Raw genomic sequence first — 16,842 nt, 5'->3', positions numbered from 1 at the left:
TCTATCAATTATATCCAGTTGATCTATTCTATTGAGTGACGCATCATCCGTCTCCGGCGCCGTCCTGTCCCCGGCTGCGCGGTCCCGCTCTAGTCAAGGCCTGACCGCAGGCGTTCCATGCGCAGTTCCGTTTTCAGCTGTTCCAGAACCTTGTGGGACAGTCTGCCTCTTTCCCCTGCGGGTCCGCGGCGGGCGGTCTGCCTTTCCTTCGTCAGTTGTTCCCTCGTCAGCCGTTCCACCGCCTCTGTCTGCACTTCTATCTTTTTTACCAGCTCGTCCATCCGTTCCCTGTCCTGCCACGCTGCGTACTCCTGCTGCCTGATCCTGGTCTCCAGACGGATCACTTCCTCTTCCGGGTTCGCCCTTCCGACCGTTTCTTTTCGCGTCTCATGCCGCTTCTTGCCGCCTTCCGCATACACCAGAGACGCCCCTTCCGCCTTTGGGCGCCGGCGAAGCTCCGCCGCCGGCTGACGATTCCGGTCTTCTGCCGGCCCCATTGTCCCATGGCTGTTTTCCAGAAGTATCGTTTCTGCCGGATCCGCCTTTCTCCCGGTCGAAAACCGGATCTTCCGGCCCGGGCCCTGAACTGCAGACGCCTGGGACCGCCTTTCGTACGGAGACTGCCGCCGTACCGTCCCAAAAGTCTGGATCCAGCCGCTTTCAGCCGCTGTCTTTAGCATCTCCATCCGCCCCTTCGGCCCGTCCAGACCGCTTCCCCGACTCCCCTGCAGATCTCCCGACCGCAGGCTGCCCAGTCTCAGATCGCCTGACTGCAGGTCCCCCTGCCCCAGGTCGACCGACTGCAGATTCCCCCGCCGCAGCGCATTGGTCTGCAGGTTTCCCGATGGCAGCTCTCCCGCCAGTCCGCCTCCACGCCGCGGCTGGTCCGAAGGTGTGTTTCCTGACCGCAGGCCGCCCGGGACGCTTCCACGGGCCGTCAGCCGCAGGGAACGTTCCCTGACCCGATCCGCGGATCTTTCGCTCCAGGCGGCCCGAGAGACCGGTCCAACGGGATCCGGCAGAAGGAAACTCTGCTCGCTGCCCCGCTCGCCACCCTGCCCGCGTGCCTGCCTCGGTTGGCCCGCAGCCTCCGGCGCCCTGGTCTCTTTCAAGATCCGGTCCCGCCTAGCCGCCGGCTGCAATCCTTTCTGCACCGGATGCGCCGGCTTTCCCCTCAACATCAGACCAGCGAGGGTCCGCTTTTCCGCCTCCGCGGCAGAGAATCCGGTGTTTTGAAGCATGGGACTGGAAAAGGACCGGATAGGGGGGTTCCCCAGCCCCTCTTCTCTGGGGCGCAGCTCTGTTACAAAACGACTGTTCCCTGCATCAGTCTCAAAATGACCGCGCTTCTTATCTTCAAAAAAATTCCAACTTATATACTGCTGTCCGCTTCGGTTTCTCTCCTTGACCGCTTTCTCAGTCCTGCGTCCAGTCTGAATACCGCTATTTTCGGATACCGAACTGCCGGAATTCATCCGATGCAGCGCCTGCGGCGGTCTGTGATCCAGCGTCCGCTGTCCTGTCTGGTGTACTGTCCGCCATACTGTCTGCTGTGTTGTCCACGGTACTGTCTGCTGTATTGTCTGCCGCAGTGTCAACTGTATTGCCCGCCGCAGTGCCTGCTGCGGCAGGCTGGCTGTCCCCACCGGCAGATACGGCGTCCGGACCGCTCCCGCCGTTAAAGGCGGCGTCAGTAAACTCCGCCCGCGCTCCTTGTCTCCACCTTCGCTGGCCTGACCGGGCCCCCTGGTCTCCTGCGGCGGCGCTCCTCTGCGCCCCCGCACTGGGCCGGCGCCGTCCGCCAGCGCGCCCTCTGCCTTTTTCTCCGCCTGGAAAAGCCCCGGACGGCCATATCCCAGGAACGCTCCCGGTACCGCTTCTTCGGTCATCCATTGCCTATATGAAAGAATGCGTTCCATCGCAGCAGCCGCGCCAGCTCCACGCTCTGCCGCGCTGTCACTGCCCGCCGTACCATCGTGCTCTGCCCCGGCCGGCATGGCCGTAGACGGCTGCGGCTCCACGGCCGCCGGGCGCCATGTCGGGCGCCATGCTCCCCAGAACTCCCAGACCGCCGTGCCGCGCCGGTTCCATGCTTGCCCACTGTTGTAACAGGCCCATGGATGCGGAATGAAGCGATCCTGCAGTTCCCTCCGGCTTCGCCGTTTTCCCTGCTCTCTCCGTTTCCTGCGCCCGTCTGCCGGACTGGACGGTCAGTGGATCACTTTTCTTCTCCTGCGCTCTGCTGACCTGAAGATCCGAAGCGCCCCCGCATAACGTCTTAAATATTGTCTCAGAAACCATTCGCCGTATCTGGTCAAACTGCGCGGCGCTGATCTGCGGGGATCGGAGCTGCTCTTTTTTCCCGCCTTCCTGTTCTGCCTGTCCTTCCCGAGGGAGACCGGCGGTCCGGAATATCCGTGGGGCGCCGCTGTTCTCTCTGCTGTTCTGTCTGCCGTTTTCTCTTCGTTCTTCTCCGGCCGGTCTCCTTTTTTCCCAGATCTCCTCTCCCACCGTTCGGGCGAGCAGCGAACGAAGAGTCTCCTGGGACGGAACGCCGCCTTCTGTTTCTGCATCCCACAGAAATCGACGGGAGATCTCACCTGCGGCGGCGTCGACCGCCGGTCCCGCCGCGGTTCTGAGCAGCCTTTCTCTCAGATAGTCTGTACGTGCCCCGCCTTCCAGCGGTGCATCCCAGAACCCTTCGGACAGTTCCTTCGCCGTCTTCCGCAGCGCTTCCAGCGCAGCGCTGCCCGCTTTTTCTTCTTCCGCCGGCCGCTGATAGGCGATGAGCGCCTGATACCGATCCTGGATCCCCGCCAGCATCTCAGCCGCAACGCGGATCTCCCCTTCTCCTCCGGACGACGCCAAATGGATAAGACGTTGGGGCGAAAGGGTATTTATATACTCCCAGACCAGCATGCCGGTCCCGTTCTTTTCCCCGGGCAGCCCTGCCCTCAGATCTGCCCCGGGCGCTCCGGGCTTTCGCCATATGGCTGCGGCGGGCTCCGGCAGCGGCGCTTCGGCTTTTTCCTGCGCCCCCGGCGCGTTCTCCTTCCGCACCGGCTGGACCCCGGTCCCGATCCCTGTTTCAGTGTTCATCCGGCCGCGGATCTGCGCTTCTATCTGAGCGGATACGCGGTCCTTTACGATCTGCAGATAATAATCGCTCTGCTGCCGCGCGGTCTCCCGCAGAAACAGCCTTCTGCCGCCGGAGACGGACCGGCGCACGGCAGTCTGATCCAGCAGGCGGTCAAAGGGAGCGCCCAGCGCGGGGGTGATCAAACCGCCCCGGACTTCCCCCGCACGCTTCGGATCCGGCATCCGGTCAACACCGCGGGTGATGGGCGGGCCTGCCGGCAGTCCGGCTCGTTTCCCGGGAACAGCCCCCATCCGGCTCAGTTCTTTTTCAAAAACTTCTCCGATCCTCCGGAGTTCCGTCTTTATTTCCTGCCGGCTCCAGCCGTTACTGTCCTCATAAATGCGAAGCAGCTCTCCGTGGACTTCTTTATCCAGCCTTTCCAGCCTGTCCAGATTTTTTTCCAGCATTTGCTTCACGTTGGCGTCAGAAACGGCCCATCCGTTAACGCCGCCGCTTTTCAGCAGTCTCTGTTCTGAAAAAACGCGAAGGATATTCCAGGCGAGCAGAAAGACGTCCGCTTTCTCCCGGTTATCACTCCGCTCTTCGGAGGCTCTCATCAAAAAAATCAGAGTTTCATATCGCCATGGACTGTTTCCCCGACCGGTGTATCTGTCCATGATCTTCTGTGCAAACCGGACCGCAGAGAGGGCGTTTTCCGGCAGCGCTTTTCCCGACACAGTGGGTTCTATCAATTCTGTCGCTCTGTGACTCATCGCCGCCTCCTTTATGGAATCGGAATTTCACTGAAGCCTGTATGCGCCAGCTCCAGTGATTCGATCAGAATAGCGCTGCTGTTTGAATCCAGATCGCCGAACTTCTTTGAGAGGATCAGCCCCTCGTCAATGCTGAATATCTTCATGAGCTTTCCGTTTCTCTTGACGAATATCAAGATGTTGGTAAGCTTCATTCCCTGTCGCAGAATGGAAAAGATCGTGCCTCCCATCGTGCTTGTCATCCCTTTTTCAAAGATGATGATGTCCGGCTTCTGCCTGGCTTTCTGCCTGACGATGGGAAAATCATTGTTTCCCCCTTCCACGAAGGTCTCGGTCTCTATCTTATTCTCGATCCCTGTGATCTTGCTGAAATTGACCTGGATCAGATTGATCCTCACATCAAACTCAAAAGAACCGATGAATTCCCGCGTGGCCTCCCGGTTCAGGACCTTGGTCACGCTGGGTCCCTGACCTCTGACATACCGTTTGACCGGCGCAGGCGCAGGCGCGGCCGGCGGCTCGTAACGCTTTTTCTCCACCGGCGGCTTTTCCGTGTTTTCGACTATGTATCGCTTTTTTCCATTTATAATCGGCATACGGACAACCTCGTCTTCTTACTTAATCTCCCATAGATCTCCCATAAAAAACTTATTTTTGACACGATAAAAAGCGATTCATGTCGCTTTTATCCGAATGATGGAATATAAATTCATGGTATATTAAAGTAAGCCCCTTGAAAACGGGGCTTGCACACTTGGTCGATATTTCGCACGATTGGTTGCTGTCATTCACCTTATAAAGATACCTGCTTCTGGACGTTCTATATGTGTCCTTGAATTTCACCCATTCTGCCCCGCGGCAGTCCGGCCGCCCGCGGCGGAGAGCCTGCGCCGCCGCTATATCTGAAAAACATTCTCCGGCTCCTGATTGAGCTTGCTGTTGATCTTGGATATCTCTCTGCACCAGCGCAGTCTGTCGCCGTGGCTCAGACTCATGATCTCGTCGTGGGACCAGTGGGTATAATACGCGATGAACGCGATCTCTTCATAGATCTTTTCCGCCGGATACGTGCTTACAGACCGGCGTCCATAAAATTTACGGGTACCTCGATCTCTTCTCCGCAGTGAGGGCAGATCGTCTTGTACATGGGCATTTCCATGGTATTGACCCTCTCGTACAGGTCCTGCAGATAAGCCAGGTCCATGGTGTAAAGGCGTTCGATCACATTGGTGTCCACGGTGGGCAATGTGCCGAGCTTGGTGATGACTCTGGCCAGCAGAATGATCGTCAGGTAACCCGGGTTCTGCTGCACCCGTGGATCCCGCAGGGGCAATATTTCGTCCCCGGCATTGGCCAGGCGCATGACTCCTTCCCGATGCAGATTGCCGGCCTTGTCGAGAAAGCCTCTGGGAAGCGTAAAACTGAATTCGGTCTCAAAATCCGTCATGTTGTTTCCTCCTGATATTTTTTGATCTATTTTCTGTGAAAAGCAAGAAAGAGGGTGCCCCAAAGCCTTTTTACTTTCCAGCCTTGGGACACTCTCGCATACTTACCTTTCTCTGCCTTTAACCGGCCTGCGTTTCATCAGGAAACGCGCACCATGCCCTCGTGGGCGATCTCCAGCGTTTCGATCGCCACTTCAGAAGCCGTAGCGTTGAAATCAGGAGCTGTGTACTTGGTGGGCCACGCGTTGATCACCTGCCAGGACGCCGCCGGCGCTTCTTCTTCGTCCAGCAGTGTGATGGTGATGGTCTTTCTGTCAACGGCGCCGTCCACGCCTGCGATGATCCAGTCGTACAGCACCATGCTGTCCGCCAGACCCTGCTTCAGCGTAATGTTGCCGTATTTTTTCAGTCCCGGCACCTTCATCGGCGTCTGGACCATGTCGCCCTCGCGATACTCCATCACGTCGATGGATACGTCAAAGCCGCTGACTTCGGAAAATCCCCCGGCGTCCAATCCGTCAATTTCTACTTTATATCTAAATTTTCCATGTGGGTAAGCCATCTGAATTGTCTCCCTTCTTTAGCAATTACTCCGCCGCTTCATTTGTTTTCTGCGTGATTCTGAAGATTACAAATTCCGCCGGCTTCACAGGAGCCACACCGATGACGCAGATCAGTCTGCCGTTGTCGATATCGTCCTGACTCATGGTATTTCTGCCGATGTTCACGAAGAACGCCTCGTCCGTACTGGTTCCGGCCAGCGAGCCCTGTCTCCAGAGGTTGGTCAGGAAGACGCTGATCGTCCTCTGCACGCGTACCCAGAGCACTTCGTCGTTGGGTTCAAACACAGCCCAGTTGGTGTTGGCCTTGATGGACTCCTCGATAAAGATGAACAGCCGGCGCACGTTGATGTATTTCCAGCTGCCGTCGCTTGAAGCCGTGCGCGCTCCCCACACGCGGATCCCCTGTCCCGGGAATACGCGGATCAGATTGACGCCCTTGGGATTCAAAATATCCTGCTCGCCTTTGTTGAACTGGCAGTCCAATCCAACGCAGGCTCTGACCACCTCATTGGCCGGCGCTTTGTGGACGCCCCTCGTATTGTCACTTCTGGCGTAGATCCCGGCCACAGAGCCCGAGGGCGGAATGGCCGCGTTTTTCTTGTCCAGAGGATCGAAGACCTCCAGCCAGGGATGGTACAGCGCAGCATAAGTGCTGTCGAAAATATCCCGGTGCGCGATCACATCCTGGACCTTTTTCGAGTCTCTGGGAATATCCAGGATCGCAAACCGGCTGCCCAGATTCTCGCAGTGCGCCACCAGCGTCAGCTGCACGTTGGGGTCTGTCACTCCGGGAATAGCCATGATCGATACCACGTCGTTGTCCAGGAAGGACTGGATACCCGTTCGTCTTCCTGCTCCGTTGTCAACGCCGATAAAATCGGAGGCTGAAATGCTGTCCACAGAGCCGTTGCTGCCGCCGCTGAGAGAAACAGCCGCTCCGCAGCTTCCGGAAGCGGTAAACACATCGAAAGGCGATACCGCGTCCTCATCCGCCGCGCCCACGAAATTCGCTATGACAATATCCGATTTTGCCAGCTTCTTGTCTATGTAATTAGGCGCTTCCACATTGAAGGACACATTTTCATAGGTCTCCGCCAGATCTTCATATTTGACCTCAAGGTTGATCTCGCAGGTAGCCAGCACTTTAGAGGGAAGCAGATCCCGATCCACCACATCCTCTTCAAAGGGCCTGCTGAATGTGATCACATTGTCCTGATTGGAAACCACACGGTTGTACACTGCGCCGTCCTCGTTTTTTACCGTAAAGGACACCACGTCTCCCGGCTGGAATCCGGCGCCGTTCTTCACCCGGTATTTCTTTTCTCCGCCCGCTTCCAGAACTTCAAGGACCTGCGTTCTGGCTTTGCTGGACGGGGAAGCGGAGACTGTGATCCTGTCTCCCCAGATCCCCGGATTCTTGGCGATGAAACGCACGGCCTCTTCCCCGTTTTCCGGAGCGCTGCCCATGGCCTGCTTGGCGTTTTCCGGGGCGACCCGGGAAACAAAGCATCTGGATCCGCCGTTGATAAAGAAATGTTCAACAGCGTAGGCCAGAAAACGGTATTCTCCAAATTCGTTCTCGGACAGATATCCGCCGTAGGTCCTCTTAAAATCTGCAAAATTAGTGATCAGCTGAGGTACTCCTAACACAGGACCTTTCTCCGCCAACCCGATAAAGCCTGCCGTACTCGTCCCGACTCCCTCCATCGGCTTGGCGCCTGAATCAAATTCTTCCACGTATACGCCTGGTGATAAGTATTCCGCCATATTGTCCCGATTTCGTCCTGTTACCGGATAAAACCGGATACCTCCTTCCTTCGCTTTCAATTTTTATCCTTCTCAGACAGGAGTGTCTGATTCGTCACAACCTGTTACGGTCCATCATAAACTCCTGTTCTAAACATTTTTATAACCATTTCACTTTTTATTGCAAAATTATTTTTCCCTCCGCTCTGGGGCGTCGGAGATCTCTTCCCCCGTCTCCCCGGGCGCGGCCTCCGCCTCCTGGGGCGTTTCATCCTGTTCTCCGGTCTCCCGCTGTTCCTTTGCCTCCGGCGCCACCGCCGGCTGCCTGCGCATCAGCTCCGCCGGCGAGGGGAACGCTTCCTTTTTCATGCGCTCCACGGCTGAGACAAGTTTTTGGCGCAGCTTCCGCTCCGCCTGCTCTTTCTCCTGTATTTCCCTGTCCAGCCGTGTTCTTTCCAGCTCCAGGCCGTCTGCTTCTGTGCGGCGGTCCTTTTCCCGCAGCGCCCGGGCTTTTTCTCCCAGATTTTTACGCTTCTCCTTTTCAGGTCCAGCAGACAGGAAAGGAACGGTCTGGCGCAGCGTTTCCTGGTCAAAGCGCGCGGCGTAATCCTGCATCTTTCCCAACATCATCGCCGGGCTCAGACCCCGGTCGTAGCGGAACGCCACAGCGCCCTTCGAACGGTCCCCGCTGTTCGCATACACCTTTCCCCTGCCCACTGGACGCCGGATCTGCCGGCTTTCTCTGAGTTTTTTCTCCCTGCCGGTGATATTAGGCTGGTCAAACCGTCTTTTTTCACTGACCAGGATGGTCATTTCCTTTTCCGGACCGCTTCCGAAGGCAATATTGCCGTAAGAGTTTTCAAGACGCAGGATCTCTCTGGTCCGCCGGTCTTCCCTGTGGCCGCCGCTGTATTCGAAGCCGGTGATCCCTTCTTTCTTCTGGTCTTTTTTCGTCTCTTTTACACGAAACAGCCCTTCCGATCTCCGAAATCCGTCCGCCTTTTTTCTGCGTTCGTACATCGTCACGTTCCTTTCGACGGTCCCGTCCGTTCAGGACCCCAGCTCCGGCAGCAGCACGTAATACTCGCCCAGATCTTTTTTCGTCAGCACCTTTCCGCCTTTCGCGTACTCGTTGCGCACGCCCCGAAGCACGTGAGCCATATTGACGGCCGTTCCCTCCGCGGCGGCCAGAAAAGCGGCGTGCAGCGCGGCATTTTTTATGTTGCTTCCAGACAGTTCAAAGTTCTGAGCCAGATAGGCGACGTCCAGTTCTTCCCTCTTCAGCTCCCCGGGCATGGCCTTCCGCCACAGCAGGAGCCGCTCCTCCGGACCGGGAAAGGGAAAATCGATCACGAATTTCACGCGGCGCTTAAAGGCTTCGTCGAAATTCTGCAGCAGGTTGGTCGCCAGGATCGTCACTCCCTCGTACTCCTCCATCTTCTGCAGAAGAAACGCCGCCTCCATGTTGCTGTATTTGTCGTTGGAGTCTTTCACCTCCGTCCGCTTGCCAAACAGCACGTCGGCTTCATCAAAGAACAGGATGACTCTGCTCTTTCTCGCCTGTTCAAAGATCCGGTTCAGATTCTTTTCCGTCTCGCCCACAAACTTGCTGACCACAGCGCTCAGTTCGACCTTGTAGAGGTCGATGCCCAGCTCTCCGGCGAAGACCTGAGCCGCCATGGTCTTTCCCGTCCCTGGCGGACCGGCAAAGATCATACTGACTCCCCGGCCGTAGGCCATCTTTTCAGAAAACCCCCAGCTCTCGTAGACCAGATGTCTGTATCGGACCTGATCGCAGGCCGCGGTCAAAAGCTCTTTTTGCCAGGGCGGCAGGATCAGATCTTCCCAGACATAGACCGCGGGTATTTTCACCGCTTTATTTTGCAGATCCATATGGAACAACTGGTAACAGCCCTTCCGGAGATCTTCCCGCCCGATCTCGTTTCTGCCCTGCCTTCTGGCCAGCCAGTCCGCATTTTTCAGCGCGGCCCGAATACCTCCCCGCGTCAGTGGAAACAGATTGGCCATCTCCTCAGCCTGAAGCCCGGCCGTCAGCGGGTAGCCCTCCGCCTCCTGCTTCCAGACAGCCCGTTTTTCCACAAGGCTCATATCCTTCACATCAAAATGCAGCCACCGTGCCGCCCCGCGCCACCGCTGCTCAGGCACCGGCCTGCGGTCCAGAAGAAAGACCACGTCCGAAGCCTCAAGCAGCAGCTCCGCCAGCCGAAGAGCGGCCTGCGGCAGCCGTGCGCCCGGTCCCCCAGGCATTTCTCCTTCCGCCGCTCCCAGGTCGTCCCCATCTCCTTCTTCCTGTAAGATCAGCGCCGGCACCGCCTGAAACAGCCGGCATTCTCTGAGGATCTCACAGAAGATATCCTCCCTGGCCTCCGCCTCCATCAGGCGCCGGTCTACAGGAATAAAATACGCCATACGTCCCGCCTGCCGGCAGTAATATTGAACGCAGTACTTTTTCCCTGTTCCCGGCTCTCCCGTCAGCTCCGCCACAGCGGGCTCTCCATCGGTCAGGAAGGCCGTCGCGTCGGGCTGCCCCTGACTCAGTGTCCCCTGTTCTTCTCCCTGCTCCGGCTCATACCGTGGGGCAAACGCTTTCAGCTTCTCATCCTCGCCCAGGCGCCCGAAGAGGAAATCCAGGACCCGTTCCGCCAGCCTCAGCTGTTTTCCGATCTCCGAACAGCCATTTAGTGCCGGCCGTCGGAAAAACACGCTCATGAGTACGGAAGTGCGGTGAAAGGTCCGAAATACATCCACGCCATCCAGATCTCCAGGCCAGGTCAGGCAGGCGATGTGGGGCGTCAGCCCCTCCGACTGTCCCTCCTCTCTCAGTAACGCAAACCCCGCCGCAAAGACGGCGTCGATCTCATAGCACAGCGCCATCAGCACGCAGTGCCGTTCAAAATCGCTGAGGCCAAAGAGCTGAAAGAGGTACTCGGGGGCAAAAAAGCCGCTCTCCTCCAGAAGGCCGGCGGAGCGGGCCCTGAGATCTCCTTCCGCTGCCGCGGCCGCCTCCCGCTCCCCTCCGCCATCAGCCTCTCCCTCCGAAAACAGATCCGCCGCAGCCGCTTTAACATCACCGTCGGCCTGTTTCAGAGCCAGTCTGAGTTTTATGGCTCCCAGCCGCCTGACATATTCAAAATATTCTTCTGTGGTATTGATCCGCACATTCTTTCCTTATCCGGCCAGAGCTTCCCTGTAAGCCTGCTCCGCCTCTTTTCCGGGCTGCGTGTTCAGATCCCGCTTCAGCAGTTCCCGGAACCGTTCGAATTCTTCCTTTACCAATCTGCGGTTTTTCATGGCGGCATAGCAGCGGATCAAAAGGCACACGGATTCCTCCGAATAGGGATTCACCAGAAGGGCGTTTCTCAGATACGCCGCTGCTTGCTGCCAGTCGTCCCGCTTCATGCAGAGCTCCGCCAGCATCAGGCAGCCGCTGAAAAAGCGGACGTCGTAATACTCGCCGGCTTCCGCGCCCCACTGACAGTCCAGATCTTCCAGATACCTGCCCCAATAGGTGCAAAACCGCTCCGCGTTTTTCTCCAGCTCCGCTGCATCCTTTCGCTCCACCACGGCGCAGAGCTGTCTGATCTCCGTCAGATCGGTCTCGATCTGCGACATGTCGATCCTGTACATTTTATCTTTGTAGCTGATCACATCCGCCATCTGATAGGGAGACAGCTCTTTTCTTATATTATAAAACATATTGTGCAGCATGGTCACCGCATTATCGGGAAGCTCGTCGTGCCAGAGCTTCTGCAGGAGCTGTTTTCTTCCCACTGCGCCGCCGTCCAGATCCACCAGCAGCGCGAATAGCTCCCGGCTCTTGCGCGTCCGCCAGGAAAGCATGCGGCTTCCCCCCGCTTTAACCTGAAACTCCCCGAAGACGGTCACCTGAAGCTTCTTTCTGCAGCCGGCCGCTCTCCCGCCGTCTCCGCTGAGCTTTTCCAGAAGCTGCCGTTCGGCTTCTCTGAGATAGGGCAGGGGCTGTCTGGTCTCGCGTAAAACGAAGAGCGCGCTGCGGACCTGTTTGCCGTATTTGTCCGGGTCTTCCCCGTACCGCAGCAGTCCCCGGTACAGACTGCGGTACGTCCCGTATCTGTTTTCTTTTCCAAAGCTGCTGTCCGCCTGATTCAGATACGTCTCTGCCCGTCCGTACTCTCCAGTCTTATAGTAATACTGCGCCGCCGTCCCCAAAAGGCCGGGATCCGCCGGCTCCGCTTCCTTCGGGCCGCCCCCGGCCAGAACGCCGTGCTCTTCCAGATACTCCACGCAGATACGCAGCGCGCTGTCGTCCGTTCCGCTCAAAAGGGATTCCCCGTGAAGCGCCGCGAGCTTCACGATCAGCTCAGTATAACCGGCGTCAGCCGCTTCCGCAGCGGCCTGCCCCCAGCGTTTTTCCTCCAGATAATACTCCGCAGCCCGCCGTGCGCCCTCCCTGTGCTCCCCGGAACTCAGCTTTCCGCACAGAAACATGCGAAAAAATCTGTGGTAGCGAAAGACCCCTGTTCCCTCCGTATGCACGTGGATCAGTATATTTTTCCGCACCAGTTCTCTGATAAAAGATCTGGCGTCCCCGATGCCCAGCGCCTTGACGCAGAAGTCCTCCTCCACCCTGAACGAGGCTGCCGTCTTCAGCATAAACTCCTGTACGGACGGCTGCTGTACCATAAACACCTGGCGGTTCAGCAAGCCTTCGATGAGGGCTGCCTGAGCGAAAAAAAGCCAGTCCTCCACCGGGGCGGCGGCTCCGCTTTTCTGCAGATAATAAAGCGTCAGCATCAGTCCTGCAGGCCAGCCTTCCAACATCTTCGCGCATTTGCGAAAACGCTCCGCCAGCAGCCCCTGATTTTGAGACAGTTCCGCAGACGCTTCTCCCCCAGCCCCGAGGATCCCTTCCAGAAGGAGACGCTGCTCTTCCTCCGAGAAAGCCAGATCCGTCTCGTCCACGATCCGGCATTCTCCCCTGGCCGCAAAAGGCGCGAAGCGCTCCGGCACATCTTCTCGTGTGATCAGGATCAACTGGCCTCCGTCCCGCCTGGACACCTGACCGAGAAGTCTGCCCAGCCGCCGGTCCGCCTGATCCCCGCTCTTATAATCGTCTATGATAATGATGGGTTCTCCGCCTGTCCCGCAGCCCGGGGCCGATCCACCTGCAGACGGCTCCCCGAGGGCGGCCATATCTCCGGCGGCAAAGGCATTGGGGGCGTTGGGGGCATTGGCGGCATCACCGGTATCTCTGGCAGCGGCAGCATCCCTGGCATCCGCCGATGCGGCAGCATCGGCGGTCTGAGCTCCTCCGGACACGGTCCCCTGCTGCGGCCCGGCGCTCCAGGCCGGAGGTTCTTCCGCAGCAGCGGAGTACCACGCCGCCGGCTTCCCGCTCCGGGCGCAGAATTGTCTGGCCAGCTCCGTCTTTCCGTAGCCCGCCCCTCCCCGGATGATAAAAAACGGACGCCGGTCCTTCAGCATGTCAGACAGCAGAGCGCTTCGCTCCACGAAAAACCTGGGCGGCCGGGGCGGACTGACCGCCGAAAATCCCTGATCCGGGGCTATGTATTCAATGATCACTCCGCTCATAGCGATCGATCAGAAAAAGGCGCCGGCGCCGCCGGCCAGATTCCCCAGGATCCCCAGCCATCCGGATGCTTTGTCCGCGGCCTTATTTTCGCCGCCCTGCGCCTGAGCGATGCCGCTGACCGTGCCGGCGATGCCGCCGCCCAATCCCGCCGCCCCGGCCAGAGTCCCCAGGATCCCTTTTGTGATCTGCTTTCCGTCCCTTTTATTGGTAGTCGGGTCCTTTTTCGCGCCCCGCACGATATCTCCGATCCCCTGTATCATGCCCCCGGCGCCGCCCAGCGCGCCCAGTATGCCGCCGGCGGCGGCGAAGCCGCCCGCAGTTTTGCTGTGTCCCGCAGCGGCCAGACTGCCGGATACTACGTCCATGGCCCCGCTGCCGGCGCCCAGTCCCCCGTTGATCATGCCCATGATCCCGTCAAACTGCTTACCGTCTTTATTGTCCTTATATCCGGAAAACATGCCCTGCAGTCCGGAGAGCAGGCCCAATCCGCCGGTTATGGCCGTAGACTTTCCCTTTTCCTCGTCTGAGAGCCCCGTCAGAGACACAATGGAGTTGGAGAGCCCCGCGCCCGAACCCAGCAGGCCGCTGGCCAAATTCATTCCATCGCTCGTCAAGAAATCCAGAAAACCTCCCATATTATTTCCTCCTTATCTCGAATGCTTTTTCAAAATATCCTTCTCCACAGCGTCCGCAAAGGTCATTTCTCCGTTCCAGATCGCTTTCAGCCCGGGATATGCGGCCATCGTCACTTCCATCACCAGTTCATAGCACACTACTGCGTCTGCGGCCGCCTGTTCCGCACTCTTGTCCATGTCCAGGCGGAAACACTCCCGAAGAAACAGGTGTCCGTCCTCGGGATAGATGCCAAGACAGCCCACGGGCAGATAAGAATTCAGTTCTGAGACCGCTTTCTGCAGTTCCTCCCTGTTTTCCTCCGCCGTGGTTCCCAGCAGCTTCACGTAAAGCTCCAGCAGCAGCACATCTTCCCGAGCCTGATAGGGCGCCGCCTGGATCAATACAAAATCTGTCTTATCAGGAGACGTGGCAAACACGGTCTGCATCAGCCATTCCCCGTTGTTCTCATTTTTCATGAGAATATTGTCCTTCGTAAAGGTCTCCATTTTCTCCGCCAGCGCCTTAAAAAAATCCGTTTTCCAGTCCTGTGTTTTGTTCTGTGTCATGTTACCGTCCTTTCTCATTCCATTCATATCCTAAATATCCGAAATCCTCCTGGGTCAGCAGTCTTCCGTACTTTGCAAAATTAAGCCGCACCGCCTCCACCACATCTCTGTTGGCCAGGCCTCTGTGTTTGGAGGCGGCGATGTACGCCGCGTTGGTCAGCACTTCTTTTATATTGCTTCCGGAGAGTTCAAAGGTCTTCGCAAAAAACTCAAAATCGATCTCTTCCTCGTACTTCACCTGTTCGGGAATGATGGTCGTCCAGAGCTTGTACCGAACGGCCTCCTCCGGAAATACGAAATTAACCATAAACTTGATCCGCCGTTTAAACGCGTCGTCGATATTGTTGACATAATTGGTCGCCAGTATGGTAATACCGCTGTAATCCTCCAGCTTCTGCAGCAGATGGGCGGTCTCCGCGTTGGCATTTCTGTCGTTGGAATCCTTTACCTCAGACCGCTTTGCAAACAGTGAATCCGCCTCGTCGAAAAACAGCAGAGCGTTGATGTTCTTCGCCTTTCGGAACAGCGCGGAAATATTTTTTTCTGTCTCTCCGATGTATTTGCTGACCATCTGCGACAAGTCGATGCGGTAAAGATCCAGCCCCAGTTCGCTGGCCATGACCTGCACGGCCATGGTTTTTCCCGTGCCGGGAGACCCGTAAAACATGGCGCATATGCCTCTGCCGTAAGGGGTCTTGCCGTGAAAGCCCCATTCCTCTCCCACCACGCTGCGGTACTTGACCTGATCGCAGATCATCTGCATCTGACGTTTCTGTTCCTCGCCGATAATGAGGTCGTCCCACGTGAACACCGCGTTGATCAGCGCCGCATAGCTGCCCAGCTGGTTGGAGGCCCTCTGCTTTATGGCAGACAGCAGATCCGGACGAGATATCTTCTCTCTTCCCAGGCTCGTCCGCTCCATATCCGCCGTGCGCAGGACCTCTCTGATCCCCGCTGCCGTTAGAATATACTGATTGGCGCACAGTGTCAGATCCACGCTTTCCTCCAGATCGAAATCCTTCGACAACTCCCGCCAGAGAACGATCCGCTCCCCCACCGTCAGCATCGGCGATTCCACCGCCATAAAGTGCAGCGGGAACCGCGTCAGATACGACGCCTTTTCCGGAGTGAGCCACAGACAGAAATCCAGTTCCTCCGCCACCCGCTCAAGGAGCCATTCCAGCGCCGCAGGAAAGATCCTGCGGGACTCTGCGTCCTCATCCTCCTCCCGGCTGTAGGACTCCTCTCTGAAGCACAATACCGAGTCGGTCAGCCTGCATTCCAGCTTCAGCGCGCGGAATGCCGCATTCAGCTCCGGCGCCGACATGCTGATCATTTTCGAAGCATCCGCCGCCAGAAGTCCCAGCCCGCAGGCTCTTGCCCCGTGCCGGGCCAGAAAACGCTTTCCGTTTCCGCCGGATCCATACAAATGGAGAACGCGGCATCCACCAGCGCCTTCGCCCTGACTGCCGCGATCCGGACTGCCGCAATCCGGACCGCCGTCATCCTGACCCCTATGGTCCTGCCCGCTGCCGTCTGGACCGCCCTGGTCTCCGTGAACCGCATAACATTTCATAAAACGCAAGACCTTGCGCAGGCTGTCCTGTCTAATATAGGGGGGATGCAGGGCCTCAGAAGCCGCGTACGCTTTGGCCAGACCTTCCAGCTCCGGCGGCGGGGCGCCGGGATCCATCAGCCAGACGAAAACCCGCCTGGCCATGATAAACATCCTTGCTGCGGGCGGACCCTGATGGGCCGGATCTCCCTCCGCAAGATATTCGAACAGTCCGCCCTTCAGCTGTATCAGCTTCCCTTTCTCTTCATCAGGGATCGTCTCCGTGAGTTCGCGCAGAGAAAAGGCCAGACGCAGCGTGGGCGACGTCCTTCCCTTCCCCTGCAGTTTTTCAAACAGCGCCTCATACTTTGCGTCCCTGTATACCGCCATGGAGAGCAGAAGCATAAAATATTCCGTACTGCTGAGCACAAATTTTCTGCACAGCTTTACTATGCGAAAATCTTCACCCCGGCCAGGCGTGAACGCCAGTCTCCCCATCATGTGTGCTTTTGCCCTCAAAAGATAATGCCGCAGGAAATCCCCGCCGGCTTCCGGCCGCCACCTCGGTCCGTCAAAATCCAGCGCCCGCAGCGCTTCCTCCTCCGTCACGGAAATTCCCCGGACGGCTCTTTCTCCCAGCGCCAGCTTCTTCCGTCCCTCCTCGTCCTGTGATCTGTACAGGACTACCGCGGACAGGCACATGTCTATATACGCGAACAGGTCGTTGATATATTCTTCCTCTCCGCCGTACGGCGTTCCTCCCGCCGCCGTATCATAATACGTTTGAAATAGATTCATTTCCCGTTCTCCCAGGACTCTTCTTTTAGCTTCGCACGCCAAATATAACGATAGCCGCCGAATATCTACATTTTTATAATCAGTTCTCTTTCCATTCACCTTACCTGAT

General features: G+C 57.6%; 13 protein-coding genes. All 13 read right to left on the bottom strand.

Annotated features, from left to right (window positions below; genetic code table 11):
• Positions 1–89: 89 nt before the first annotated feature.
• Positions 90–1,112 carry a hypothetical protein gene (locus E0E37_RS04245; RefSeq protein ID WP_130861744.1) on the bottom strand — a complete coding sequence of 341 codons (1,023 nt, stop codon included), beginning with the start codon at positions 1,110–1,112 and terminating at the stop codon, positions 90–92.
• Positions 1,113–1,956: 844 nt separating this feature from the next.
• A complete protein-coding gene (locus tag E0E37_RS04240; RefSeq protein WP_130861743.1) occupies positions 1,957–3,852 on the bottom strand; it encodes a hypothetical protein in 1,896 nt (631 codons plus the stop codon).
• Positions 3,853–3,863: 11 nt separating this feature from the next.
• Positions 3,864–4,448 (bottom strand): phage tail protein, encoded by a 585-nt coding sequence (locus E0E37_RS04235; protein WP_130861742.1) that lies wholly within the window; start codon positions 4,446–4,448, stop codon positions 3,864–3,866.
• A 300-nt stretch (positions 4,449–4,748) separates the two neighbouring features.
• Positions 4,749–4,976 (bottom strand): DUF6760 family protein, encoded by a 228-nt coding sequence (locus E0E37_RS19220; RefSeq protein ID WP_165445215.1) that lies wholly within the window; start codon positions 4,974–4,976, stop codon positions 4,749–4,751.
• Entirely contained in the window at positions 4,925–5,299 is a 375-nt protein-coding gene (locus E0E37_RS04230) for a phage tail assembly protein (protein ID WP_130861741.1), read from the bottom strand. Before E0E37_RS04230 ends, E0E37_RS19220 begins: the two co-directional genes overlap by 52 nt.
• A 137-nt stretch (positions 5,300–5,436) precedes the next feature.
• Complete coding sequence (locus E0E37_RS04225; RefSeq protein WP_130861740.1) at positions 5,437–5,859, bottom strand: phage tail protein; 423 nt, start codon at positions 5,857–5,859, stop codon at positions 5,437–5,439.
• 25 nt (positions 5,860–5,884) lie between these two features.
• Complete coding sequence (locus E0E37_RS04220) at positions 5,885–7,687, bottom strand: phage tail sheath family protein (protein ID WP_330548537.1); 1,803 nt, start codon at positions 7,685–7,687, stop codon at positions 5,885–5,887.
• Between the two features lie 108 nt (positions 7,688–7,795).
• Positions 7,796–8,626, bottom strand: a complete 831-nt coding sequence (locus E0E37_RS04215) for a hypothetical protein (RefSeq protein WP_130861739.1) — start codon at positions 8,624–8,626, stop codon at positions 7,796–7,798.
• Positions 8,627–8,656: 30 nt separating this feature from the next.
• Positions 8,657–10,786, bottom strand: coding sequence for an ATP-binding protein (locus tag E0E37_RS18840; protein ID WP_130861738.1), 2,130 nt, complete (start codon positions 10,784–10,786; stop codon positions 8,657–8,659).
• Positions 10,787–10,795: 9 nt separating this feature from the next.
• Positions 10,796–13,198 carry a BTAD domain-containing putative transcriptional regulator gene (locus tag E0E37_RS04205; RefSeq protein ID WP_130861737.1) on the bottom strand — a complete coding sequence of 801 codons (2,403 nt, stop codon included), beginning with the start codon at positions 13,196–13,198 and terminating at the stop codon, positions 10,796–10,798.
• Between the two features lie 9 nt (positions 13,199–13,207).
• Positions 13,208–13,834 carry a hypothetical protein gene (locus E0E37_RS04200; RefSeq protein WP_130861736.1) on the bottom strand — a complete coding sequence of 209 codons (627 nt, stop codon included), beginning with the start codon at positions 13,832–13,834 and terminating at the stop codon, positions 13,208–13,210.
• Positions 13,835–13,846: 12 nt separating this feature from the next.
• A complete protein-coding gene (locus E0E37_RS04195) occupies positions 13,847–14,398 on the bottom strand; it encodes a hypothetical protein (protein WP_130861735.1) in 552 nt (183 codons plus the stop codon).
• Positions 14,382–16,733 (bottom strand): AAA family ATPase, encoded by a 2,352-nt coding sequence (locus E0E37_RS18835; RefSeq protein WP_165445201.1) that lies wholly within the window; start codon positions 16,731–16,733, stop codon positions 14,382–14,384. Before E0E37_RS18835 ends, E0E37_RS04195 begins: the two co-directional genes overlap by 17 nt.
• Positions 16,734–16,842: the final 109 nt, after the last annotated feature.

Source organism: Bacilliculturomica massiliensis (assembly GCF_900605495.1).
Lineage (GTDB): Bacteria > Bacillota > Clostridia > Peptostreptococcales > Anaerovoracaceae > Bacilliculturomica > Bacilliculturomica massiliensis.
The sequence above is the reverse complement of the archived record's forward strand: the minus strand, read 5'-3'. Positions and strand labels throughout refer to the sequence as shown.

Coding starts and splice junctions, on each gene's coding strand:
- E0E37_RS04230 (WP_130861741.1), bottom strand. CDS start 5,299: ATGACGGATTTTGAGACCGAATTCAGTTTTACGCTTCCCAGAGGCTTT.
- E0E37_RS04225 (WP_130861740.1), bottom strand. CDS start 5,859: ATGGCTTACCCACATGGAAAATTTAGATATAAAGTAGAAATTGACGGA.
- E0E37_RS04200 (WP_130861736.1), bottom strand. CDS start 13,834: ATGGGAGGTTTTCTGGATTTCTTGACGAGCGATGGAATGAATTTGGCC.
- E0E37_RS18835 (WP_165445201.1), bottom strand. CDS start 16,733: ATGAATCTATTTCAAACGTATTATGATACGGCGGCGGGAGGAACGCCG.
- E0E37_RS04195 (WP_130861735.1), bottom strand. CDS start 14,398: ATGAGAAAGGACGGTAACATGACACAGAACAAAACACAGGACTGGAAA.
- E0E37_RS04215 (WP_130861739.1), bottom strand. CDS start 8,626: ATGTACGAACGCAGAAAAAAGGCGGACGGATTTCGGAGATCGGAAGGG.
- E0E37_RS04240 (WP_130861743.1), bottom strand. CDS start 3,852: ATGAGTCACAGAGCGACAGAATTGATAGAACCCACTGTGTCGGGAAAA.
- E0E37_RS04205 (WP_130861737.1), bottom strand. CDS start 13,198: ATGAGCGGAGTGATCATTGAATACATAGCCCCGGATCAGGGATTTTCG.
- E0E37_RS04235 (WP_130861742.1), bottom strand. CDS start 4,448: ATGCCGATTATAAATGGAAAAAAGCGATACATAGTCGAAAACACGGAA.